The following is a 23,542-nucleotide window of genomic DNA, read 5'->3' as shown; positions in this document are numbered from 1 at the left end:
GTACCCACCATCGGACCACAGGTGGCGGCGGCCCGCCCGCCGGGCGCGGGCGGGCGGGCGGCGCCGTCAGAGCCGCTCGGGCGTACGGATGCCGAGCAGCGCCAGGCCCTGGTGCAGGGTGCGGGCGGTCACGTCGCACAGGAACAGCCGGTTCTCCACCTGGGCGGGGCCGCCGTCGGCGGTGAGCACCGGGCACTGCTCGTAGAAGGTGGTGAACAGCGAGGCGAGCTGGAAGAGATACGACGCGAGCCGGTGCGGCTCGTAGACCTCGGCGATCTCGGCGAGGGTGTCGCCGAACGCGTCGAGGTGCAGGCCGAGCGCCCGCTCCGCAGGTTCGAGCGGCAGCTCCGGGTGCGCGACCGCCTGCTGCCCTTCCGCGGCCTTGCGGAAGATGGACCGGGTCCTGGCGTAGGCGTACTGGACGTAGACGCTCGTGTCGCCGTTGAGCGAGACCATCCGGTCGAGGTCGAAGACGTAGTCCCGGCCGAGCGAGGTGGACAGGTCGGCGTACTTCACCGCGCCGATGCCGACCTGGGTGCCGTTGGCGGTGATCTCCTGCTCGGTCAGGCCGATCTTCTCGCCCTTCTCCCGGACCACGGCGGTGGCCCGCTGCACCGCCTCGTCCAGCAGGTCCTCCAGCTTGACGCTCTCGCCCGCCCGGGTCTTGAACGGCTTGCCGTCCTTGCCCAGCAGGGTGCCGAACGGCAGGTGCTTCGCGGTGATCCCGTCGGTCAGCCAGCCGGCCCGCCGCGCGGTCTCGAAGACCATCCGGAAGTGCAGCGACTGCCGCACGTCGACCACGTAGAGCAGGGTGTCGGCGTGCAGGGCGCCGGTCCTGTTGCGGATCGCGGACAGGTCGGTGGCCGCGTAGCCGAAGCCGCCGTCGGTCTTGCGGACGATCAGCGGGACCGGCTCGCCGTCCTTGCCCTTGATGTCGTCGAAGAACACGCACAGCGCGCCGTTGGACCACACCGCGACGCCGGCCTTCTCCAGCAGGTCGCAGGTCTCGACCAGCATGTCGTTGTAACCGGACTCGCCGACGATGTCCTCGTCGCGGATCCTGATGTCCAGCTTCTGGTAGACGGAGTCGAAGTAGAGCTTCGACTCGTCCACGAACCGCTGCCACATCGCGACCGTCTCCGGGTCGCCGGCCTGGAGGTCCACCACCCGCCGCCTGGCCCGGTCCTTGAACTCCTCGTCGGCCTTGAACAGCGCGCTCGACGCCTTGTAGAGCCGGTCGAGCCGGGACATCGAGGCCTCGCCCGCGTCGGCCTCGCCCTCGCTGTGGTCCAGCTCGTGCGGGTGCTCGATCAGATACTGCACGAGCATGCCGAACTGGGTGCCCCAGTCGCCGATGTGGTGCCTGCGGACGACCTGCTCGCCGCCGAATTCCAGGATTTTCACGATCGCGTCGCCGATCACCGACGAGCGCAGGTGGCCGACGTGCATCTCCTTGGCCACATTCGGCTGGGCGTAGTCCACCACCGTGATGCCCGGGTGCTCCTTGAGGGGAACGCCGAGCCGGTCGTCGGCGGCCCGGGCGGCGAGATTGCGGGTGATGGCGGCGTCGGCCACGGTGATGTTGAGGAAGCCGGGTCCCGACACCTCGACGGCGGCGATCACGTCGTCGCCGCCGGCTTCCGCGCCGCCCGAGGGCAGCGCGGCGACGACCTCGGCCGCGAGCGCCTGGGGGTTGGTCTTCTGCCGCTTGGCCAGGCCCAGCACCCCGTTGGCCTGGAAGTCCGCCCGGTCGCTGCGTCGCAGCAGCGGGTCGGCGTCGGCGGCCGACGGCACGGCCGCCGCGAGGGCGGCCGAGACACGCTGCTGGAGCGAGGCGGAAAGGGAAGCGACCGAGGCCATGGAGGTGCCGTTTCGTGTGTCGGGATCGTGGATGTCGCATCACGTGACGCGACACCTCAGTCTCCCACGCGAGCCGGGGTCGGCGAGCGAGTTATCCACAGGGGTGGGGGAGGGGCGGAGTTATCCACAGGGTGGCCCGGCGGGGGTTGCGGGTCTGGGAGACTGGAGCGGTCGGGGCGCCTTCAGGAGCGGCCCCGCCGACCAGGAAGGAAGAGCCGTGGCTGGCAGCACCGAGACCGACTGGGTCTCCCGTTTCGCGGACGACGTCATCGCCGAGTCGGAGCGCCGCGCACCCGGGAAACCCGTTGTCGTCGCGTCCGGGCTCAGCCCCTCAGGGCCGATCCACCTGGGCAATCTGCGCGAGGTCATGACCCCGCACCTGGTCGCCGACGAGATCAGGCGGCGCGGCCACGAGGTGCGGCACCTGATCTCCTGGGACGACTACGACCGCTACCGCAAGGTGCCCAACGGCGTCGAGGGCGTGGACGAGTCGTGGGCCGAGCACATCGGCAAGCCGCTGACCTCGGTGCCGGCGCCCGCCGGGTCCCCGTACCCGAGCTGGGCGGAGCACTTCAAGGCCCAGATGTCGGCCTCGCTCGCGGAGCTGGGCGTGGAGTACGACGGCATCAGCCAGACCGCGCAGTACACCGCGGGCGCCTACCGCGAGCAGGTCCTGCACGCCATGCGGCACCGCGCCGACATCGACGCGATCCTGGAGCAGTACCGCACGAAGAAGGCCCCGGCCAAGCAGTCCCAGAAGCCGGTGGACGACGCGGAGCTGGCCGCGGAGGAGGGCTCGGGCGCGGCCGAGGAGGACGACGGCAGCGGCAGCGGCGCCGGGTATTTCCCGTACAAGCCGTACTGCGGGCAGTGCGGCAAGGACCTCACCACGGTCACCGCGTACGACGAGGAGACGACCGAGCTGACGTACACCTGTGTGTGCGGGCACGGTGAGACGGTGCTGCTGAGCGAGTTCAACCGCGGCAAGCTGGTCTGGAAGGTCGACTGGCCGATGCGCTGGGCGTACGAAGGCGTCGTCTTCGAGCCGTCCGGGGTCGACCACTCCTCGCCGGGGTCGTCCTTCCAGGTCGGCGGGCAGATCGTCGGACCGATCTTCGGCGGTCAGCAGCCGATCGGGCCGATGTACGCCTTCGTCGGCATCTCCGGGATGGCGAAGATGTCCTCGTCCAAGGGCGGGGTCCCGGTGCCGGCCGACGCGCTGCGGATCATGGAGCCGCAGATCCTGCGCTGGCTCTACGCCCGCCGCCGCCCCAACCAGTCCTTCAAGATCGCCTTCGACCAGGAGATCCAGCGGCTCTACGACGAGTGGGACGCGCTGACCCGCAAGGTCGACGAGGGCTCCGCGCTGCCCGGCGACGTCGCCGCGTACGCCCGCGCGGCGGGCACGGCGGCCGGTGAGCTGCCGCGTACTCCCAGGCCGCTGCCGTACCGGACGCTGGCCTCGGTCGCCGACATCACCGCGGGCGCCGAGCAGCAGACGCTGCGGATCCTGTCCGAGCTGGACCCGGACCGGCCGCTGGCCTCGCTGGACGAGGTGCGCCCCAGGCTGGACCGGGCCGAGGCGTGGATCTCCAGCCAGGTCCCGGCCGAGCAGCGGACCGTGGTCAGGGCCGAGCCCGACACGGCCCGGCTCGCCGCGCTGGACGACGGCGAGCGGGGCGCGCTGAAGCTGCTGGCCGACAGGCTGGGCTCGCACTGGTCGCTCGACGGTCTGACGACGCTGGTCTACGCGGTGCCGAAGGTGCAGGCCGGGCTGGCGCCCGACGCCAAGCCGACGCCCGAGCTGAAGGTCGCCCAGCGGTCCTTCTTCGCGCTGCTCTACGAACTGCTGGTCGGCCGCGACACCGGGCCTCGGCTCCCCACCCTGCTCCTCGCGGTGGGCCAGGACCGGGTACGCACCCTGCTGGGCGCCGACGCCTGACGCCGAGCCGGCCGGGGGCGCGGGGTGGTCGGGCCGCCCCGCCTCCCGGGTGGGCGCGTCCCCGGGCGTGGCCCGGGCTGACCCGGGGAGGGCAGGCGCGTCTTCGGGTGCCGCGGCGGTTCCGCCCGGGCGGGCGCGTCCCGGGCTGCCTCCGGGTCGGCGCGTCCTCGGGTGCCGGGTCTGTCCCGGTCGGCCTGGGGGGCGTCCTCGGGGCCGAGGCTGCCTGCCCCGGCTCAGGTGCCGCCTCGGTGGGCGCAGGGGTACGGGCTGCTGCGGCCGGACCGCGTCACCGCGGCGGTCGGCCGTGGCTGGCGCGGGCGGCTACGGGATGTGCTCGGTGTCGGCCTCGGACTGGAAGCGGTAGCGCATGTCGCGGATGGACGCGACCAGGTGGCGTTCCTCGGGGGCGGTGCCGCCGTAGAGGCCGGGCAGGTAGCGGGCGAACTGCCGGGCGTTCGGGAAGTGGCCCTGCTCGCGCACGTACTGGCGGTACGCGGCGAAGTAGGCCTCCTCCACCGAGACGCCGTCCGGGATGTCGAGGCCCGACTCGGCTGCGGGTTCCGGGTCGGGGCCGCGTGCGGGCTCGGATTCCGCCTCGGGCTGCGGCTGCGGGGCCGGGGGCTGGGCCTGCTGGGCCTGCTGGGCCTGCTGGACCGGGGCCGGGAATTCCTCGGCGCGCGGGCCGGGGATCGTCGGGGCGAGGTTGCCGTTGACCCCGTTGACCCCGTAGGCACCGTGCGCGCTCGTGGCGCCGCCCAGCGGGCGGGTGCGGTTCGGGCCGGCCGGGACCCGTATCTGGCCCGCGGGCTCCGGCTCCGGCTCGGGCCCGGGCGCCACGTCCGGCTGCGGCTGGTGGTGCTGCTCCTGGACGTAGGCCTGCTGTCCGGACTGCGCCTGGAGCTGCTGCTGGGCCGCGAACCACGGGCTGTCGTGCGTCGCGCCCTGCCACTGTCCTTGCTGCTGCTGCTGCTGGTCGTAGGCGTACCGGGGGTCGTAGCGCGGGTCGTACCTCGGGTCGAAGTGCGGGTCGTAGCGCGGATCGTACTGATGCCCGTAGACCTGCTCGGCGTACAGCGGCTCGGGCACGTCCACCGGGTCGACGCCCTGCGGCTCCACGGCCACCGCCTCGGGTGCCGCTTCCGCGGTCACCACGACCGGCTCCGCTGCCGCCGTCAACTCCTTGACCGGCTCGTGCGGTTCGATGCCGGCCGCCGCGAGCCCGGCCTCCGCGGTCTCGGTCAGCGGCACCCCGTAACGGGCCAGCCGCAGCGGCATGATCGCCTCGATCGGGGCCTTGCGGCGCCAGGCGACGCCGTAGCGGGCCCGCAGCCTGGCCCGGTAGACCAGCCGGTCCTGCTCGCGCCTGATGACCTCCTCGTACGACCGCAGTTCCCACAGCTTCATCCGGCGCCACAGCCGGAAGGTCGGGAAGGGCGCGAGCAGCCAGCGGGTGATGCGGACCGACTCCATGTGCTTGTCGGCGGTGATGTCCGCGACCCGGCCGATCGCGTGCCGCGCGGCCTCCACCGACACCACGAAGAGCACCGGGATGATCGCGTGCATGCCCACACCGAGCGGGTCGGGCCAGGCCGCGGCGCCGTTGAAGGCGATCGTCGCGGCGGTCAGCAGCCACGCCGTCTGCCGCAGCAGCGGGAAGGGGATGCGCAGCCAGGTCAGCAGCAGGTCGAGGGACAGCAGGACGACGATGCCCGCGTCGACGCCGATCGGGAAGACATTCGCGAACCAGCCGAAGCCCTTGTCCAGCGCGAGCGTGCGCACCGCGGCGTAGGAGCCGGCGAAACCGATCCCGGCGATCACCACGGCGCCGGCGACGACCACACCGACCAATATCCGGTGTGTTCGGGTCAAATGTATCGCGGCCACCCGCGACCCCTCCTGCCGCTCGGCAACTGGCCGCCCCAGACTGCCATACGGGAATGGCGGCTCGGAGGCGCGTACGCCGGACAAACGTACGGATTGCCGATGGATTGCGGACGGGCGGGGCGGTGTTTGTTACGTGTTCGCCGCCACGGCCGCCGTTTGCACCGGCGTGGCGTGGCGTCAGCCGTTGGCGCCGGCGACCGACGCGACGACGTCCTTGGCGGCCCGCGCGGCACCGTCGCGCACGGTGGTCGCGGAGGGGTTCTTCTTGCCCTCGAGTCCGGCGCCGTTGTATTCGACGATCACCACGACATTGCCGGTACGCGCCACGAGCGTGTCGTTCTGCGAGGTGACCTTGGCGACGGTGGCCCGCTCCGTGACCGTGCTGGCCTGGTCGCCGACGCCCGTCACGGCCGAGGCGGCCGCGCCCGGCACCTTGCCGAGCTGGGCGACCTGGTCGGCGAAGCGGTCCTTGGCCTGCTGCTCGGCGGACGCGGTCACGGTGGAGCTGAACCGCTGGAGCGTCACCGAGAGCCAGCGGTACTGGTAGCCGTCGGAGCCGTTGCCGGTCCAGGAGCAGCCGCTGCGGGCGCGGGCGTCGTCGGACGGCGCCGTCGTGCCGCCGGGCGACTTCGCCTTCGGGACCAGCGCGCCGACGGTGGCCTTGCCGACCGTGGCGCAGCCGTCCGGGAGCGTGGCGTACTTCGCCGGGGCGAGCGCCGGGGTCGTCGGCGTACCGGCCGCCGACGTCGTGCCGCCGCCGGAGCTGCCGGAATCCGAGCCGCTGTCGTCGGAGCCGGAGCCGCCGCCGGACGAGCAGCCGGTGAGCAGAGCCGCGGGGACCGCCACCGCGCAGGCGAGCAGCAGGGCCGGCCGGGCCGCTATACGTCGTCGTCGTTCCATGGGTCCCAGTCCTTGTGTGTCTGGCTGCTGCCCGCCTCCCGCTGCCTTCGCGGGCGCCCGGCCGGATGCTTCCGGGCGCGGGCCGGTCGGCCCTCCACCCTAAAGGGTTCCGCGGCGGTGCCGGGCGCCGGTCAGCTCTCGACCCTGCGCTCCAGCTGCTCGGCCACCTTCTGGGCGCCCCCTTGCAGGTCGGCGCTCTGCGGTGGCGCGGCGTCGGCGGGCGAGGACTGGGTGTAGCGGATGTTCACGACGACGTTCGCGGTGCGGAAGACCAGCGTCACATCGCGGCGGGCCACGCCGCCCCTCTTCGTCGCGGGCACGTCGTTGATGAACGCGGCGTTCCCCACATCCGTCAGCCGCCGGGGCGCGAGGTCGGCGCTGTTGCCGGCCGGACCGCTCGGCGCCCCCGTGCCGGACGTACCGGTCGTGCCCGACGTCTGAGTGGTCGGCGGGCTCGTGGTCGTCGTCGAGCCGGGCAGCGGCAGCGGGGGGATCGACGCGGTCGCCGCCTGGTCGTCGAAGTCCGACTTCGCCTCGACCTCGTCGCTCACCGCCGGGTCGTAGGAGACGACCCGCTCCAGGTCTATGGCCAGCGACCGGCTCGAACCGTCCGGCGTCGTCGCCCGCCAGCTGCACCCGACCCGGCGGTCGGTGTCGTACGTCAGCGACTCCGTCCCCGAGTAGTCCAGGCCGCCGGGCACCAGGGCCTTGAGCGTGTCGAGGTCGACGGCGATGCACGGCTGCGGCAGCGTCCTGTACTTGCCCGGCGGGGCCGGGGACACGGTGCCGGTGTTCAGCCGCGCGGATTTGCTGTCGTTGGACGCGTTGTCGGTGCCGCCGCCCGTACAGGCGCCGAGCGCGCCGACCGCGACAGCCAGCGCCAGCGCGCCGAGCGCGGCCGGCGGCCGTCGCGTTGACCGCACTGGGCGGAGCCCTTGCCTCACGTGCCGCCTTTCGATCGGAATGCGCCCGGAATCCGACGGATTCGACCGGACGGCGTGCGCCGTGCGGACCCGCTGCGGTAAATCCTTGGCGCGCTTGAGCGAACCCTGGACACAATGTCTACCGCACGCCTTACCGAAACCGCCCGCTGGGGTGGGTTTATCGGGTGACGCGTTGGTCTTTTCGACGAATCCGGCGATTGTGCTGTTTCGTCTTATTCATCCCTAATGGTCGACGTCCGGGGGACAGTCATGTCGTACACAGAGGTGCCCGGCGCCCGGGTCCCGATCCGCATGTGGGCCGATCCGTCCACCGTCGAGGGCGTCGCGATGGAGCAGCTGCGCAACGTCTCCACGCTGCCCTGGATCAAGGGCCTCGCCGTGATGCCCGACGTCCACTACGGCAAGGGCGCCACGGTCGGCTCCGTCATCGCCATGCAGGGCGCCGTCTGCCCGGCCGCGGTCGGCGTCGACATCGGCTGCGGGATGAGCGCGGTGAAGACCTCACTGACCGCCGACGACCTGCCGGGCGACCTGTCCCGCCTGCGGACCAGGATCGAGCAGTCCATCCCGGTCGGCCGCGGGCTCCACCGCGACGCGCTCGACCCGGGCGGCTTCCACGGCCTGGCGACCGCGGGCTGGGACGACTTGTGGACCCGTTTCGACGCGGTGGCCGCCGCGGTGCGATTCCGCCGCGAGCGGGCCACCCAGCAGCTGGGCACGCTCGGGTCGGGGAACCACTACATCGAGTTGTGCCTCGACGTGGACGGCGCGGTGTGGCTGACCCTGCACTCCGGCTCGCGCAACATCGGCAAGGAGCTGGCCGACTTCCACATCGGCGAGGCCCAGCGGCTGCCGCACAACCAGGGCCTGGTCGACCGCGACCTCGCGGTCTTCGTGTCCGACACCCCGCAGATGGCGGCCTACCGGCACGACCTGTACTGGGCGCAGGAGTACGCGAAGTGGAACCGCACGCTGATGATGGCCCTGTTCAAGGACGTCGTCCGCCGTGAACTGAAGAAGGCGGCGCCGACCTTCGAGCCGGAGATCTCCTGCCACCACAACTACGTCTCGGAGGAGCGCTACGACGGCATGGACCTGCTGGTCACCCGTAAGGGCGCGATCCGTGCCGGCAGTGGTGACCTCGGCATCATCCCCGGGTCCATGGGCACGGCGACGTACATTGTCCGCGGGCTGGGCAATACCGCGGCCTTCAACTCGGCCTCGCACGGCGCCGGCCGGAAGATGAGCCGCAACGCGGCGAAGAAGCGCTTCTCCACCCGCGACCTGGAGGACCAGACCCGCGGCGTCGAGTGCCGCAAGGACTCCGGCGTCGTGGACGAGATCCCGGGCGCGTACAAGTCCATCGACAAGGTGATGAGCCAGCAGCGCGACCTGGTCGAGGTGGTGGCCAAGCTCAAGCAGGTCGTCTGCGTCAAGGGCTGAGACGTCCGTCCGGTCGTCCGTCCGGTCGTCCCTCCGGGGGGCCGGGCGGGCGACCGGGGCGTTGACGGGGTGGCGGGGGCGTGTTATTCAACGGGGGCGCACCCTTTGGACTAGACCATCCTCTAGGCTTAAGGACCCCCACATGAATTGCCGTTCAAAAGTGCTCGCGGTGGTCAGCGCCGCGGGTGTCGTCGGCGCGCTCGGGGTGCTGGGTTCGCCCAGCGCGTCGGCTGCGAGCGCCGGGCCGATCACCGGGCTCGGCGGGAAGTGCGTGGACGTGGCGTCCGCGTCGAGCGCCAACGGAGCGCATGTGCAGCTGTACGACTGCAACGGGACGTCGGCGCAGAGCTGGACCGCCGGGAATTCCGACAACACCGTGCGGTCGCTGGGCAAGTGCATGGACGTGACGGCCGGCTCGACGGCCAGCGGCGCCAAGGTGCAGCTGTACGACTGCAACGGCAGCGCCGCCCAGCAGTGGACCGTCAGCAACGGTGAGCTGGTGAACACCGGCTCGGGCAAGTGTCTGGACGTGACGGACAAGTCGACGGCCAACGGCAACCAGCTGCAGATCTGGACCTGCACCGGCGCGTCCAACCAGCTGTGGACGCTGCCCGGCGGCTCGACCCCGCCCTCCGGCGGGCTCAACACCGCAGTGGCGCCCGGCGGGAACTTCAACCTCTCGGTGTGGGAGCTTCAGGAGCCGGTGGGTTCGCCGGGCTCGCCCACCACCATCTCGTCGTCGCGGCTCCAAGGCGCGGGCGGCTACCAGGACTCGTACTTCTACACCGACGGGTCCGACGGCGCCATGACCTTCTGGGCGCCGGAGAAGGGCGTCACGACGCCGAACTCCAACTACGCCCGCTCCGAGCTGCGCGAGATGAACACCAACGGCAGCGCCGCCGACTGGTCGCTGGCCGGCACCCACCGGCTGGACGCGACACTGCGGGTGGTCTCCGTGACGTCGAACGTGTGCGTCGGGCAGATCCACCTCGGCTCGGGCGGCAGTTCGACCAAGCCGCTGATCGAGCTGTACTACCACTCCAACGGCGACATCGTCGCGGGCGTGGAGAATTCGCCGGACGGCGGCCAGACCACGCACACCGTCGGCCATGTCGCGGTCGGCACCAAGTGGAGCTACACGATCGGCGTGTCGGGCGGCAACACCATCGACCTGACCGTCAACGGCAGCACGACGCACTACGCCATCCCGTCGTCCTTCAACGCCTACAAGCAGTACTTCAAGGCCGGCTCCTACAACCAGTCCTCCTCGGACAGCACCACCAACGGCGCCCGCGTCGCCTTCTACGCGCTCACCGTCGCCCACAGCTGACGCGGCGGACCGGCGGGCCGGGGCCGTACCGACGCCCCGGCCCGCCGGGCGGATCAGGCGGCGTTCCTCGCCGGTGCGGCCGAGCCGAAGATGTCCACCGCGTGGTAGTACGTCCACGCGGTCGAGTCGCACGCGGTCTTGGTGACGCCCGAGTAGCCGGCGCAGACCCGCTGGAGGTCGGCGTAGAGCATGTTGTCCAGCCGGGCCTTGTTGGCGCTGAAGGTGCCGGCGTTCTTGTAGTTGCGGTAGCCGAAGTCGTGGCGGGCGCAGGCGGTCTTGAAGGGGAAGCCGAGCGGGTTGTCGGGGGAGTCGGAGCAGTAGTCGGTCGACCAGTCGAAGCCGTACGCCGACCAGGCGGCCTGGTTGTTGCGGGCGGCCAGCCAGGTGTTGTAGCTGCTGGCGCTGGTCTGGGTCCAGCTGCTGAGCACCTGCGCCTTGTCGGCGGGTGCAGCGCCGGCCGGCGCGGCGGCGACGAGGACGGCGGGCAGGGAGAGGACCGCGGCGGCGAGGGGGAGTGCCAGGCGGATGCGCATGAACGAACCTCCGGACGTGAGGGGACCCCGGGCCGCGGGGCGGCACGGGGTGGTCCACAGGGGTGAGCGGTACGGATGCCGTACGGATACGGCTGTACGGGTCTACGCGCGAAGACCGACGCGGACATCGTTCCCGACTTCGGCACACCGCTAACCCCCGCAGCAACGGAAGTTGACGGTGTGCCGGGAGTTCACCCGGAGGTGTGGCGATTACTGCACGCGGTGCACCTTGTAGTTGGACGCCTGGGCGCGCGGGCGCAGTACGAGCAGGTCGACGTTGACATGGGCCGGGCGCGTGACGGCCCACGCCACGGTGTCGGCGACGTCGTCCGCGGTCAGCGGCTCGGCCACCCCGGCATACACTGCCGCGGCGCGGCTCTCGTCGCCGCGGAAGCGGGTGAGCGCGAATTCGTCGGTCTTGACCATGCCGGGGGCGATCTCGATGACCCGCACCGGGTGGCCGTTCAGTTCGAGGCGCAGGGTCTCGGCGATGACGTGCGCCCCGTGCTTGGCGGCCACATAACCGCCGCCGCCCTCGTACGTCGCCAGGCCCGCGGTCGAGGACAGGACGACGATCGTGCCGTCGCCCGACGAGCTGAGCGCGGGCAGCAGGGCCTGCGTGACATTGAGCACGCCGAGCACATTGACCTCGAACATCGCCCGCCAGTCCGCAGGGTCGGCGGTGGCGACCGGTTCTGTGCCCAGTGCCCCGCCCGCGACGTTCACCAGCACGTGAAGTGGCGGGTACGCGTCCAGGCCGGCCGCGAAGGCGTCCACGGCGGCCCTGTCGGTCACGTCGAGGGCGTGCACGGCCACGCTGCGGCCGTCGGCGGTCAGTTCCGCGGCGAGGGCGTCGAGGCGTTCCGCACGGCGGGCGGCCAGCACGACGTGGAAATCGGCCTCGGCGAGCCTGCGGGCGGTGGCGGCGCCGATTCCGCTGCTCGCGCCGGTGACCACTGCGGTACGGGTGCTCATGTCGTGCTGCCTCTCGGGCTCTTGGACGGTGGGCTGCATTCCCGCGCAGCATATGCGGCGGCCTCCGCGGTGCGTCCGCCCGTCCGCCCGTCGGTGCGGCTCAGCCCGCGGCCAGCGCCCGCAGCATCACCCGCTGGTCGAACGCCAGCAGCGCGACCGTGGCCGCGCACATGGCGACGGCGACCGCGATGTGCGCCGGGGGCGACGTGAACTGCATCCCGGCCGCGCCGAGCGCGATGTGCACGCCGGCCCGCAGCGCGATCAGGCCCACCGCGATCTTGCGGGTGCGCCTGCCCTTGAGGATCGCCTTGGCCATCTTGAGCCGGCCGCGCAGCACGGTCCTGGCCAGCGCGATGTTCGCCACGACGCACGCGGCGATGAAGGTCCACGCGTACGGCGAGGACTTGACGATGTCGTAGGACGCGCCCAGCAGGCCTTCGAAGGCGAAGAACCACACCGGGACGGGCCGGAAGCCGGACGCGCCGCCGTCGCCATGGGTGCCGCTGTCCGCCCCGTCGCCATGCGTGCCGCCGTCGGCGCCGTCGCTCTGTGCGCCGCCGTCACCATGTGCGGCGTTCGTGCTCTCGCGGGTGCGTATAGCGTCGGTGATTGCCATGGCATGAGCATCGCCGCCGGCCGGGGGCCGGCGGCAGAGCCGTCCATCCGTACTCGCCCATGACAGATGTCACTGGTGCGCGGTGACGGCCCTCCGCGCGGCGAGCGCGGTGTGCTGGAGCAGCAGCGCGGTGGTGACCGGGCCGACGCCGCCGGGCACGGGGGACAGGGCGGCGGCGGTGCCGCTCACCGACTCCGCGTCCACGTCGCCGGTCAGGCCGCCGTCGTCGGTCGGATTGGTGCCGACGTCCACGACGACCGCGCCCGGGGCGAGATGGGCGGCGGTGATCAGCCCGGCCCGGCCCGCCGCGGCCACCACGATGTCCGCGCTCCGGGTGACGGCCGCGAGGTCGGCGGTACGCGAATGGCACACGGTGACCGTCGCGTCGCGGTCGAGCAGCAGGTGCGCGAGCGGTTTGCCGACGACGGTGGAGCGGCCGACGACCGCGACGCCGCGGCCGGTGAGGGCGACGCCATGGGCGTCGAGCAGGCTGACGACGGCTTCCGCGGTGGCGGGCGCGAAGGCCGGCAGGCCCGCGGCCAGCCGGCCCAGGCTCAGCGGGTTTGCCCCGTCCACGTCCTTGTCGGGCGCGATGGCCCCCGCCAGGTCCGCGGCGGACGCGCCGGGCGGCAGCGGCGTCTGCAGGATCACCCCGTGCACACCCGGGTCGGCGCTCAGCTCGGCCAGCCGGGCGCGGATCGCGGCCGGTTCTGCGTCCGCCGGCAGCCGTACGGTGTCGCACGCGATACCGGCCTTCACGGCGGCCCGGGTGATCGAGCGCACGTACCAGGCGGTGCTCTCGTCCTCGGTCGCCACGACGACCACCAGGCGTGGCTGTACGCCGTGCTCGCGCACCAGCCCCTCCGCGATCTCCCGCGCTTCGTCCCGCAGCGCCCCGGCGCGCTCGGCGCCGGCCAGCGGCCTGGTGTCGGTCATCGCGGCGGCTCCTCGGGTACGCCCCGGCGCGCGGCCGGGCAGCTGATCGGACGGTACGGCCGGCCGGGTGCGGCCACGCGCTGCGGTACGGCCCTCCCGCGCACGGGCCGCGGGGAGGCGCCGGCGGCCGGCCGGGGCGGGGTCATCGGGCCAGGGTCTTGCGGACGGCCTCGGTCACCGCGGTCGCGCGGGCCGCCAGGGGGTCCACGTCGGTGGTGGCGGCGGCCAGTCCGGCGCGGGCGGACTCGTCCTTGATGCCGCCGAGGTTGATCTCGACGTTCACCCGCGCGGTGGTGGCCGCGGCCCTGGCGGCCTCCGCGGCGGCGGCGACATCCGTGACGACGTTCGGGTTGCCGATCGGCAGCAGTTCCTCGGCCAGGCCGACGATCCGCCGGGCCACGGCGATGACGTCGGCGGGCGGCCGGGCGGCCCCGGCCAGGGCCCGCGCGATGGCCGCGGACCTGGCCGCCTTCTGCTCGTCGCCCTCGCGCGGCAGCGCGTACGCGTCGGTGACGGCGGTGAAGGCCGCCGCGTCCGCCGCGGCCAGATCCAGTGCCGCCGACCGCAGTTCGTCGCTCTCCGCGGTGATCCGCGCGATGACGGCGGCCTGGGCCGCGTACTTCCCGCCCGTGGTGTACCGCGCCACCATGCCCAGCAGGGCCGCGCCCTGGGCCGCGTGCAGCGCCGCCGCCGCGCCGCCGCCGGGGGCGGGCAGGCGCGCGGCCAGCCGGTCCAGATAGCCGCCGACCGTCTCGTCCTGGATCCGCGTCTGACCGTCCACCCGAGCCGCCCCTCCTGCCGCCGTCCTCGTCGGCGCGAGCCTATCGTGCGTGCCGAAGCCGCTGGTCGCAGGCTTTGTCAGACCCGCGCGGCACAATTCGAGCAGCAGTGCCGAGAAGAGGGGCGTGAAGGCGATGCGAAAAGTCGTATTGATGATGTCGGTGTCGCTCGACGGTTTCATGGAGGGGCCGCAGCGGGAGATCGACTGGCATCTCGTGGATGACGAACTGCACGACTATTTCAATGCGCACCTGCGCGAGATGGGCGCATTTCTCGACGGCCGCGTCACATACGAACTCATGGCCGAATACTGGCCGACTGCGGACGAGGACCCGTCGAGTCCCGGTCCGGTCAGGGAATTCGCCCGTATCTGGCGGGAGATGCCCAAGATCGTCTACTCGCGGACGCTGGAGCGCGCGGAGTGGAATGCCACCGTCGTGCGCGAGGTCGTGCCCGCCGAGGTCGAGGCGCTCAAGGCCGGACCCGGCGGCGACCTCGCCCTGGGCGGCGCCGACCTGGCCGCCGCCTTCGCCGCGCACGACCTCATCGACGAGTATCTGATCTATGTGCACCCGGTGCTGCTGGGCGCGGGCAAGCGGCTCTTCCCCGCCGCCGCGGACCGCACCGGGCTCCGACTCGTCGAGAGCCGCGCCTTCGGGAACGGCGTGGTGCTGCTGCGGTACGCGCGCGAGCGCGGCTGACGCGGACGGCCGGAGCGGCCCTCTTCACGTATGTGGCGCCGACTTCGCCGGAATTGGGCGGCGATCTTTTCGAAAGCCTCACAACTGCCGCGCAAGGCCTTCCGTGCGTGCTGTTAACGTTCTGCGGTCACCCGGACCGCAGCAGCACAGAAAGCCATAACCCGAAAAAATGGACTACTGCTACCAATGCCGCCGCTACCTCAACGGGGCGCTGGTATGCCCGGGTTGCGGTGCCTACGCACCCGACATCGCGCCGCCCGTGTCGGCGTATGAGCCGGCGGAGCATTACGGCGGAGAGCCGATGCCGCGAATAGCGGAGCCGCTGCCCTTCGCGGAGCCGGAAAGGCTCGCCGACATGCCCGCCCGGCCGCCTGGCGGCGGAAGGGCCGCCAGGCGGCAGCAGCAGGCCCGTTGGCGCAAGAACCGCCGCCGCGCGGTGGCGGCGACGGCTTTCGCGCTGGCCGGCGGCGGCCTGACGATCGCGGCGATGCCGGGCGGCGGTTCCGGCGGCCACTCGGCCGCCGCGGCGACCCCGGACATCCCGGTGGGCGACCCGCTCCCCGTCACGACCTCGCCGGTCACCAGCGCGCCCCCGGCGGCGGCCCCGCGGCCCACCGGTACGCCGGCCGCCCCGCACGCGGCGGCGACTCCGCCGTCGCGCACGGCCGCGGTCTCCGTCCCGGTCGTACGGCGTACGGCGGTCCCGCAGCCGGCGGCGACCCGGCAGCCGGTGTCCCAGCCGGCCGCGGCCGTGCCGCCCGCCACGGCGCCGCCGGTCACCACCGCCCCGGCCCCGCCCACGGCGACCACGCCGCCGCCCGCCACCGAGACGCCGACACCGACGCCCCCGGCCGCGACCGGTCACCAGGCCCCGCCGCATCAGGTGTGCGTGCTGATGATCTGCCTGTGACCCGCGCCCCCGGTCCGGTTGCGGAAGCCGGGCTGGGGGCGGCCCGGTGCCCTAACCGCGGGGCGTCGGCGACACGCCGGGGTCGAAGCGGCCCGCTTTTCGTACATGCGTTCGAACGTATGCGAGAATCCCGGGCATGCACCACCACACGTTCCCCGCGGACCTCGTCCAGGCGCAGCGCGACTGGTACGCCACGTATCGCCAACTCGCCGACGCCGCCGGCACCCAGACCACGGTGCTGCGCCGCCGCCTGGTGCGGCTTTCGGTCCAGGTCACCGCACATCCGTACTGGGCGACCGTGCCCAACAGCGCGCCCGCGGCCCGTATGCAGCTCAAGGCGCTCGCCTGGCAGGAGGAGCCCGCCGCCATGGCCGCGGGCGAGGAGGCGGAGGCTACGGCCGGGTGAAGGCCCGGCGGCAGTGCGCCACCAGCTCGCGCACGGCCGGGGCGTGCGCGCCGCGCCACACCAGCGCGAGCAGCGCCGGGATGTCGATGTCCGCGATCACGCGGGCGGCGAGGCGGTCGGTGTAGCGGGCGGCCATCGACTCGCTCAGCACCCCGACCCCCAGGCCGCGCGCGGCGAGGTCGGCGATGGCGTCGGGGGCGCTGGCCTGGAGCCCGATCGCCGGGTCGAGCCGCTGCGCCGCGCACGCCTGGTCCAGGACGCCGCGCAGACCGGTTCCGCGCGGCATGCAGACCAGCGGATAGCCGGCGACCTCCCGCAGGGTCACCGGGTCCCGCCCGGTCAGCGGATGCCCGTGCGGGACGACGGCGACCAGCCGCTCGCTGATGACGGTGAAGGAGTCGAGCACGTCGGGCGGCTCGCCCGCGCTGCCGATCAGCGCCAGGTCGACGCCGCCGTCCCGCACCCCCTCGGCCAGCCGCTCGGAGGTGTCCTCGATCAGCGCGACGTCCACCCCGGGGTGGGCCAGGTGGAAGCGGGCCAGGGCGTCGAAGAGCGGGGTGACCGTGCAGCCCATGACCATCCCGACCGTCAGCCGCCCGCGGATGACGTCGGTCACCTCGCCGACCGCCTGCCCCACCGCCTCGGCGGCGGCCAGCGCGGCCCTGGCGTGCTCCAGGGCGGCCTTGCCCGCCACCGTCAGCCGCGCCGCCCGGCCCGAACGGTCGAACAGCTCGGCCCCCAACTCCCGTTCGAGCTGGCGGATCTGCGCGCTGACCCCGGACTGGCTGATGTGCACCCGCTCGGCGGCCCGGGTGAAATTGCGCTCCTCGGCGACCGCGACGAAGTATTCGAGCTGCCTCAGGTCCATGACCGCCGATGCTAACCAGCGGCGGCCCGGCGGCGGCGGACGACGGGCGTCAGGGCCAGACCAGGCAGTAGAGCTGGTGCCCCGACTCCTGGCATCGGCGGGCGAAGTCCTGCCATTCGTGCAGCATGCGGTAGATGACGAACGCGTCGCGCGGGCCGCGGCGGTCGGGGACCGTGGACCAGATGAAGGCGGCGGCGCCGAGGGACTCCTCGTTCGCGTTGCGCAGCGGCTCCACCACGGAGGCCGGGAGGCGGACGACGGCGTAGTCCGGGTGCAGGACCACGAGTTCGAGCGGCGGGACCTTGGCCGGGGGTATGCCCTCGATGCCGGTGAGGACCATCGCGGCCATCGTCTCCGGCTTGACCTTGGTGTACAGGCCCTGGCCGAGTTCGTCGCCGCCGAGTTCCTCCGGGCGCATGGAGATCGGGACGCGGGCCGCGGTGGCACCGTCGGGTGCACCGAAGTACTTGTAGGTCACCCCCACTCGGCCACCCCTGCTCCTGCCCTCTGCGGTCGATCGGCGTTCGTCGGTACCGCGTTGATCGCGGTGTTCTGGGTGTTGCTGTTGCTCGTGGTGTTCTTGTTCGCGTGGTTCGGGACTGCTCGGCTCTGCGGTGTGTCGATGCTGCGAATTCCGCGGGATACGACGGCGCTTGCCCGTGGGACGGGCGTCGTCGGGATCGGGTACGTGTTCTCCCGGTCCCTCGCCCGGACCGTCACCCCGCTGCTGCATTCCACTACCCGACCATCTGCCGCCCCAACCATGCAACCCGATCATCGTGTCAGATGCACGGTTGAGACGTTGTGGCGCAACGCCCGGGGTTTGAGAGCATGTATCCGTGAGCTATCCGTACGAAGCACCAGTGTCCCAGGAACTCTTCGACCGAGCGGCGGCCGTGACGCCAGGAGGCGTGAACTCTCCGGTGCGGGCTTTCCGTGCCGTGGGTGGTACGCCCCGTTTCATGGTGTCCGGTACCGGTCCGTACCTGACCGATGCCGACGGTCGGGAGTACGTGGACCTGGTCTGCTCGTGGGGGCCGATGATCCTCGGCCACGCGCACCCCGAGGTGATCGCGGCCGTACAGGCCGCGGTGACACATGGTACGTCCTTCGGCACGCCCAGTGAAGGCGAGGTCGCGCTGGCCGAGGAAATGGTGGCCAGGGTCGAACCGCTGGACCAGGTGCGGCTGGTGTCGTCGGGCACCGAGGCGACGATGTCGGCGATCCGGCTGGCCCGCGGCTTCACCGGGCGGGCCAAGGTGGTCAAGTTCGCGGGGTGCTACCACGGCCATGTGGACGCGCTGCTGGCCGCCGCCGGTTCCGGGCTCGCCACCTTCGGGCTGCCCGACACCCCCGGGGTGACCGGCGCGCAGACCGGCGACACGATCGTGCTGCCGTACAACGACCTGGACGCGGTACGGGCCGCGTTCGCCGCGCACCCCGGGCAGATCGCCTGCGTCATCACCGAGGCGTCGCCCGGCAACATGGGCGTCGTCCCGCCCCGCGACGGCTTCAACGCCGGGCTCAAGGAACTGTGCGCGGCCGACGGGGCGCTCTTCGTCTCCGACGAGGTCATGACCGGCTTCCGGGTCAGCAAGGCCGGCTGGTACGGGCTCGACGGCGTACGCCCCGACCTGATGACCTTCGGCAAGGTCATGGGCGGCGGCTTCCCCGCGGCGGCCTTCGGCGGGCGCGCCGACGTCATGGCGCAGCTCGCCCCGGTCGGCCCGGTCTACCAGGCCGGCACCCTGTCGGGTAACCCGGTGGCGACCGCGGCCGGCCTGGCGCAGCTGCGGCTGCTGGACGACGCGGCCTATGCGGCGGTGGACGCGGTCTCGGCCGAGATCCAGGCGCTGCTGACGGCGGCGCTCAGCAAGGAGGGGGTCGCGCACCGGCTCCAGCGGGCGGGCAGTATGTTCTCCGTCTTCTTCACGGACGAGGAGGTCCGTGACTTCGAGGCGGCCAAGCGGCAGGAGGCGTACCGCTTCACCCCGTTCTTCCACTCGATGCTGGCGCAGGGCGTGTACGTGCCCCCGTCGGCCTTCGAGTCCTGGTTCGTGTCGACCGCACACGACGAGCGGGCCGTGGAGCGTATCGCCGCCGCGCTGCCCGCCGCCGCACGTGCCGCAGCGGAGGCCCACGCATGAATTCCGGCAGTTCCGGCAGCGATGAATTGACCGTGGTGCACGTCGTGCGGCACGGCGAGGTCCACAACCCCGGCGGGATCCTCTACGGCAGGGCGCCCGGCTACCACCTGTCCGAGCTGGGCCGGAAGATGGCCGACCGGGTCGCCGAGCACCTCGCGCAGCGCGACATCGCGTACGTCGTCGCGTCGCCGCTCGAACGCGCCCAGGAGACGGCGACACCTATTGCCGAGGCGCACGGCCTCGACCTCGCGAAGGACGAGCGGCTCATCGAGGCGGCCAACGTCTTCGCCGGCAAGACCTTCGGGGTCGGCGACGGGGCGCTGCGCAAGCCGGCCAACTGGAAGTACCTGACCAATCCCTTCCGCCCGAGCTGGGGCGAGCCGTACATCGACCAGGTCGTGCGGATGTCGGCGGCGTTGGGGGCCGCGCGGGACGCGGCCAGGGGGCACGAGGCGGTGTGCGTCAGCCACCAGCTGCCGATCTGGGTGATCCGCTCCTACGCGGAGCGGCGCCGGCTCTGGCACGATCCGCGGCGGCGGCAGTGCACGCTGGCCAGCGTGACGAGCTTCACGTATCGGGGCGATGCGATTGTCTCCGTCGGTTATGCGGAGCCGGCGATCGATCTTGTGCCGGCGCACCTTCGTGGGGGTGTGCCCAAGCCCATTGGCTCCGCCGGTAAGTAGTCCAGGGCCTTAGCCCCGTACCCCCGGGCGCGGGGTTTCCGTCCTCCCCTGCGGCAGGGGGCGCCCTTCCGCTGGCGCGGGGCTGGGGCTGCCGCTGCGTCCGGGGGTACGCCTCCCCCGGGCGCGGGGATGTGCGGTTCCCTTCGGCAGGGGGGTGCGCCTTCCCCGGGCGCGGGGGTGTGCGGTTCCCTTCGGCAGGGGGGTGCGCCTTCCCCGGGCGCGGGGGTGTGCGGTTCCCTTCGGCAGGGGGGTGCGCCTTCCCCGGGCGCGGGGGTGTGCGGTTCCCTTCGGCAGGGGGGTGCGCCCTGGGCTGCGGTGCTTCTGCGGTGCCTGCGCGTAGGGGGGTCCCTACCGGGGGGCGCGGGGAACTGCGCGCTCAGCCGGTCACCGGCCGGTGGTCCGGATGCGACAGCAACAGCCCCTTTGGGTCGGTGGCGACCCGCGTCCCCGGTGGGGGTTCCTCGCGCCGTTCCTCGCGCCCCTGGGGGTGTGCGGTGCGTTCGTACGTGACGGTGGGTGGGGGCTGGGCGCGCGGTTCCTCGCGCCCCTGGGGTGGTGGCGGTGCTCCGTCGCGTGACGGTGGGTGGTGGGTTGCTCGCGCCGTTCCTCGCGCCCCTGGGGTGGTGGCGGTGGTCGTCACACGACGGTGCGTCGTGGCTGCGCGCGCCGTTCCTCGCGCCCCTGGGGAGGGGCTCGGCTCTGGCGTGGAGGGCAACCCGCGGGAAGGGCTCGGCGCCTGCCGGGGAGGGACCCCCGGAGGGGGGATTGCGGGGGGCCGGTTGGGTGGCGTTTAGATGATTTGACCAAAATAAGACTAATCGTGAGGAACGAGTGGACGTCATGGTGGGCGTCCACACTTCCGCCCGCCTCAGCCGCACGGCACGCACGCCGAGAGACGGGGATCACGATGAGTCGGATGAGCCGAAGGAGTCTGCTGACGGCGACGGCGGGGGCGGCGGCCGGGCTGGCCGTCGCGGGGTGCGGGGCCGGGGACTCGGGCGGGGGTACCGAGCGGACGGGTGAGCCCTCGGGGGCCAGCGGGGCGCACGGCCCGGCGAAGACGGTGACGCTGATCGGGGACGGGTCGACCGCGCACACCGGGAAGCAGCCGAACCAGCCCGCCGTGGACCGGCTGGAGCCGGGGCAGACCCCGCCGCAGTTCGTGATCTTCTCCTGGGACGGCGCCGGCGAGGTCGGCAACGGCCTCTTCCCCCGCTTCCGCAAGCTCGCCGCCGACCACGGCGTGTCCATGACCTTCTTCCTGAGCGGGCTCTATCTGCTGCCGGAGGCCAAGAAGCTCCAGTACGCGCCGCCGAACAGCCCGCTGGGCGCCTCCGACATCGGCTACCTCGCCGACGACCACCTGCGGATGACGCTGGACAACATCCGGCGGGCCTGGCAGGAGGGCCACGAGATCGGCACCCACTTCAACGGCCACTTCTGCGCCGGCGCCGGGAGCGTCGGCCGCTGGACCCCGGCGGACTGGAAGAGCGAGATCGACCAGGCGAAGGCCTTCGTGACCTCCTGGAAGACGCAGACGGGCTGGCACGAGGAGGAGCCGCTGCCCTTCGACTACGAGAAGGAGCTGATCGGCGGCCGTACCCCGTGCCTGCTCGGGCAGGAGAACCTGCTGCCGACCGCGAGCGCGCTCGGCTGGCGCTACGACGCCAGCTCGCCGGGCGGCAACCAGGTGTGGCCGTCGAAGAAGCAGGGCGTGTGGGACCTGCCGCTGCAGCTCATCCCCTTCCCCGGGCACACCTTCGAAGTGCTGTCGATGGACTACAACATGCTGGCCAACCAGTCGCACGCGGCGACCAGCAGCGACCCGCGCAACTACCCGTACTGGCGCCAGCAGGCCACGGCGTCGTACATCGCGGGGTTCGAGCGGGCATACCAGACCAACCGGGCGCCCTTCTACATCGGCAACCACTTCGAGCAGTGGAACGGCGGGATCTACATGGACGCCGTCGAGGACGCGTTCACGTACATCGCCGGCGCCGGGCACGGCGACGTACGCATGGTGTCCTTCCGGCAGTTCGTGGACTGGCTGGACGCGCAGGACCCGGCGCTGCTCGACCGGCTGCGGACGCTGGAGGTCGGCCAGCGGCCGGCGCAGGGCTGGAAGGGCTTCATGACCCTGCCGGCCCCGGTGCCCGCCTCCACCACACCGTCGTCGGCCGCGGTCGCCTGAACCCGGCCGCGATCACCTGGTCCTTACTTGGGGCGATTGCCGCTTTTGGTGCCGGTGTCGGGGGTGTGGAAGATCGGCGGAGGGCTCATGCGAAACTTTTCACATGAGTCCTACCCGCGCCTCCCGACGCCGCGCGCCCCGCAGTGCCGCGGCACTGGCCGGCGCCGCCGTCGCGGCGCTGACGCTCGCCGCCTGCTCGTCGTCGTCCACCGGCTCCGGCACCGGCAGCTCCAACTTCGTCAGCGGCAGCGGCGAGATCACCCTGGTCAAGGCCGCCGACCGCAAACCGGCTCCCGAGCTGTCCGGCAAGACGGTGGCGGGCGGGCAGGACAGCCTGGCGGCGTACAAGGGCAAGGTCGTCGTCGTCAACATCTGGGGCTCCTGGTGCCCGCCCTGCCGGGCCGAGGCGCCGAACCTGGCGAAGGTCGCCGCCGCCGACGCGGCCAAGGGCGTGCAGTTCCTCGGCATCAACACCCGTGACCTGGACCCCTCCAACGCCGCCAGCTTCGAGAAGCGGTTCGGCATCACCTACCCGAACCTGTACGACCCGTACGGCAAGCTGATCCTGCGGTTCCCCCGGGGCAGCGTCAATCCGCAGACCCTGCCGGCCACGCTGGTCATCGACCGGCAGGGCCGGGTCGCGGCCCGGGCGCTCAAGCCGCTCAGCGAAGAGGACCTGAACACGCTCGTCGACCCGATCGCGGCGGAGCGGTGACATGGGCGGCAATGGCGCGCTGATGGTCCTGGCGGCCGGCGAGAACCAGACGGTGCTCACCGGGGCGCTGCTGGCCGCGATACCGATCGCGATGTTCGCCGGTCTGATCTCGTTCTTCTCGCCCTGCGTGCTGCCGCTGGTGCCCGGCTACCTGTCGTACGTCACGGGGATGGCGGGCACGGACCTGGCCGACGCCAGGCGGGGCAGGATGCTGGCGGGCGCGTCGCTGTTCGTCCTCGGGTTCAGCGCGGTCTTCGTTTCGGGCGGCGCGCTGTTCGGCAACTTCGGGGAGACCCTGCAAGTCCACCGCCAGGGTCTGACGAAGATCTTCGGGGCGCTCACCATCGTGCTCGGCCTGGCTTTCATGGGCATCGTCGGCGGGCTCACCCAGCGCGAATTCCGCTTCCACACCAGGCCCGCGGTGGGCCTCGCGGGGGCGCCGCTGCTCGGCGTGCTGTTCGGGCTCGGCTGGACGCCCTGCGTCGGCCCGACCCTGGGCGCGCTCAACGCGCTGGCCTTCAACGACGCCAGCGCGGTGCGCGGCGCCGTGCTGATGGCCTTCTACTGCGCGGGCCTCGGGGCGCCGTTCATCGTGGCGGCCATAGCTTTCCGCCGTACGCTGGGCGCCTTCGCGTGGGTCAAGCGCCACTACGTGTGGGTCATCAGGGCCGGCGGCAGCATGCTCGTCGCGGTCGGTGTCCTGTTGCTGACCGGCGTCTGGGATCACATCACCTACCAGATGCAGATCTGGTCGAGCAGCTTCACCACAGGGGTCTGA

Annotated in this window: 22 protein-coding genes and 1 pseudogene; 12 read left to right on the top strand and 11 right to left on the bottom strand. The window is 72.3% G+C overall.

The window, feature by feature from the left end; translation table 11 throughout:
• Window positions 1-66: 66 nt before the first annotated feature.
• Window positions 67-1,860 (bottom strand): arginine--tRNA ligase, encoded by a 1,794-nt coding sequence (argS, locus tag OHA86_RS15360; RefSeq protein WP_329175840.1) that lies wholly within the window; start codon window positions 1,858-1,860, stop codon window positions 67-69.
• A 217-nt stretch (window positions 1,861-2,077) separates the two neighbouring features.
• On the opposite strand from argS, the gene lysS reads away from it, so the two are divergent.
• Window positions 2,078-3,802: a lysine--tRNA ligase gene (lysS, locus tag OHA86_RS15355; protein ID WP_329175838.1), complete on the top strand. Its 1,725-nt coding sequence runs from the start codon at window positions 2,078-2,080 to the stop codon at window positions 3,800-3,802.
• Between the two features lie 321 nt (window positions 3,803-4,123).
• Here lysS and OHA86_RS15350 read toward each other — a convergent pair whose 3' ends face one another.
• From OHA86_RS15350 to OHA86_RS15340, 3 genes are all read right to left on the bottom strand, one after another.
• Window positions 4,124-5,686: a DUF2637 domain-containing protein gene (locus tag OHA86_RS15350; RefSeq protein WP_329175837.1), complete on the bottom strand. Its 1,563-nt coding sequence runs from the start codon at window positions 5,684-5,686 to the stop codon at window positions 4,124-4,126.
• A 177-nt stretch (window positions 5,687-5,863) separates the two neighbouring features.
• Window positions 5,864-6,586 carry a DUF3558 domain-containing protein gene (locus tag OHA86_RS15345; RefSeq protein ID WP_329175835.1) on the bottom strand — a complete coding sequence of 241 codons (723 nt, stop codon included), beginning with the start codon at window positions 6,584-6,586 and terminating at the stop codon, window positions 5,864-5,866.
• Window positions 6,587-6,717: 131 nt separating this feature from the next.
• Window positions 6,718-7,509 carry a hypothetical protein gene (locus OHA86_RS15340; RefSeq protein WP_329175833.1) on the bottom strand — a complete coding sequence of 264 codons (792 nt, stop codon included), beginning with the start codon at window positions 7,507-7,509 and terminating at the stop codon, window positions 6,718-6,720.
• 270 nt (window positions 7,510-7,779) lie between these two features.
• Here OHA86_RS15340 and OHA86_RS15335 point away from each other — a divergent pair, with 270 nt between their 5' ends.
• The 3 genes and pseudogenes from OHA86_RS15335 (at window position 7,780) to OHA86_RS36070 (ending at window position 10,303) form a co-directional block, all read left to right on the top strand.
• Window positions 7,780-8,973 carry an RtcB family protein gene (locus tag OHA86_RS15335; RefSeq protein WP_329175831.1) on the top strand — a complete coding sequence of 398 codons (1,194 nt, stop codon included), beginning with the start codon at window positions 7,780-7,782 and terminating at the stop codon, window positions 8,971-8,973.
• A 142-nt stretch (window positions 8,974-9,115) separates the two neighbouring features.
• Window positions 9,116-9,571: pseudogene (locus tag OHA86_RS36075) on the top strand (ricin-type beta-trefoil lectin domain protein); the annotation flags it as partial.
• Window positions 9,572-10,303, top strand: a complete 732-nt coding sequence (locus OHA86_RS36070) for a polysaccharide lyase family 7 protein (protein WP_443071993.1) — start codon at window positions 9,572-9,574, stop codon at window positions 10,301-10,303. It begins immediately after the preceding pseudogene.
• Between the two features lie 53 nt (window positions 10,304-10,356).
• Here the strand turns inward: OHA86_RS36070 and OHA86_RS15325 are convergent, their stop codons facing one another.
• The 5 genes from OHA86_RS15325 to OHA86_RS15305 form a co-directional block, all read right to left on the bottom strand.
• Entirely contained in the window at window positions 10,357-10,836 is a 480-nt protein-coding gene (locus OHA86_RS15325; protein ID WP_329175827.1) for a phospholipase, read from the bottom strand.
• Window positions 10,837-11,046: 210 nt separating this feature from the next.
• Complete coding sequence (locus OHA86_RS15320) at window positions 11,047-11,811, bottom strand: SDR family oxidoreductase (RefSeq protein ID WP_329175825.1); 765 nt, start codon at window positions 11,809-11,811, stop codon at window positions 11,047-11,049.
• Window positions 11,812-11,911: 100 nt separating this feature from the next.
• Window positions 11,912-12,427, bottom strand: a complete 516-nt coding sequence (locus OHA86_RS15315; protein WP_329175823.1) for a hypothetical protein — start codon at window positions 12,425-12,427, stop codon at window positions 11,912-11,914.
• A gap of 69 nt (window positions 12,428-12,496) precedes the next feature.
• Complete coding sequence (locus OHA86_RS15310) at window positions 12,497-13,363, bottom strand: bifunctional 5,10-methylenetetrahydrofolate dehydrogenase/5,10-methenyltetrahydrofolate cyclohydrolase (protein WP_329175821.1); 867 nt, start codon at window positions 13,361-13,363, stop codon at window positions 12,497-12,499.
• A gap of 142 nt (window positions 13,364-13,505) precedes the next feature.
• The gene (locus tag OHA86_RS15305) at window positions 13,506-14,144 is read right to left on the bottom strand and encodes a cyclodeaminase/cyclohydrolase family protein (protein ID WP_443071738.1); all 639 of its coding nucleotides are present in this window, start codon (window positions 14,142-14,144) and stop codon (window positions 13,506-13,508) included.
• Between the two features lie 133 nt (window positions 14,145-14,277).
• On the opposite strand from OHA86_RS15305, the gene OHA86_RS15300 reads away from it, so the two are divergent.
• The 3 genes from OHA86_RS15300 (at window position 14,278) to OHA86_RS15290 (ending at window position 16,160) form a co-directional block, all read left to right on the top strand.
• The gene (locus OHA86_RS15300; protein ID WP_329182417.1) at window positions 14,278-14,844 is read left to right on the top strand and encodes a dihydrofolate reductase family protein; all 567 of its coding nucleotides are present in this window, start codon (window positions 14,278-14,280) and stop codon (window positions 14,842-14,844) included.
• 169 nt (window positions 14,845-15,013) lie between these two features.
• Entirely contained in the window at window positions 15,014-15,754 is a 741-nt protein-coding gene (locus OHA86_RS15295) for an SCO2400 family protein (RefSeq protein WP_443071736.1), read from the top strand.
• Between the two features lie 136 nt (window positions 15,755-15,890).
• Complete coding sequence (locus tag OHA86_RS15290; protein ID WP_329175818.1) at window positions 15,891-16,160, top strand: hypothetical protein; 270 nt, start codon at window positions 15,891-15,893, stop codon at window positions 16,158-16,160.
• Here OHA86_RS15290 and OHA86_RS15285 read toward each other — a convergent pair.
• The gene (locus tag OHA86_RS15285) at window positions 16,147-17,028 is read right to left on the bottom strand and encodes a LysR family transcriptional regulator (protein ID WP_329175816.1); all 882 of its coding nucleotides are present in this window, start codon (window positions 17,026-17,028) and stop codon (window positions 16,147-16,149) included. The two genes, OHA86_RS15290 and OHA86_RS15285, sit on opposite strands and share 14 nt — an antisense overlap.
• Before the next feature lie 49 nt (window positions 17,029-17,077).
• Window positions 17,078-17,506 (bottom strand): hypothetical protein, encoded by a 429-nt coding sequence (locus OHA86_RS15280; RefSeq protein WP_073501961.1) that lies wholly within the window; start codon window positions 17,504-17,506, stop codon window positions 17,078-17,080.
• A gap of 361 nt (window positions 17,507-17,867) precedes the next feature.
• Here OHA86_RS15280 and hemL point away from each other — a divergent pair, with 361 nt between their 5' ends.
• The 5 genes from hemL (at window position 17,868) to OHA86_RS15255 (ending at window position 23,542) form a co-directional block, all read left to right on the top strand.
• The gene (hemL, locus tag OHA86_RS15275) at window positions 17,868-19,175 is read left to right on the top strand and encodes a glutamate-1-semialdehyde 2,1-aminomutase (RefSeq protein ID WP_329175815.1); all 1,308 of its coding nucleotides are present in this window, start codon (window positions 17,868-17,870) and stop codon (window positions 19,173-19,175) included.
• Entirely contained in the window at window positions 19,172-19,858 is a 687-nt protein-coding gene (locus OHA86_RS15270; protein WP_329175812.1) for a histidine phosphatase family protein, read from the top strand. Before hemL ends, OHA86_RS15270 begins: the two co-directional genes overlap by 4 nt.
• Window positions 19,859-20,765: 907 nt before the next feature.
• Entirely contained in the window at window positions 20,766-22,049 is a 1,284-nt protein-coding gene (locus tag OHA86_RS15265) for a hypothetical protein (protein ID WP_329175810.1), read from the top strand.
• A 103-nt stretch (window positions 22,050-22,152) separates the two neighbouring features.
• Window positions 22,153-22,764, top strand: a complete 612-nt coding sequence (locus OHA86_RS15260; protein ID WP_329175809.1) for a TlpA family protein disulfide reductase — start codon at window positions 22,153-22,155, stop codon at window positions 22,762-22,764.
• A gap of 1 nt (window position 22,765) precedes the next feature.
• Window positions 22,766-23,542, top strand: a complete 777-nt coding sequence (locus tag OHA86_RS15255) for a cytochrome c biogenesis CcdA family protein (protein WP_329175807.1) — start codon at window positions 22,766-22,768, stop codon at window positions 23,540-23,542.

The sequence above is a fragment of the Streptomyces sp. NBC_01477 genome, from assembly GCF_036227245.1.
Lineage (GTDB): Bacteria > Actinomycetota > Actinomycetes > Streptomycetales > Streptomycetaceae > Actinacidiphila.
This window is presented reverse-complemented; position numbering and strand designations above follow the sequence as displayed.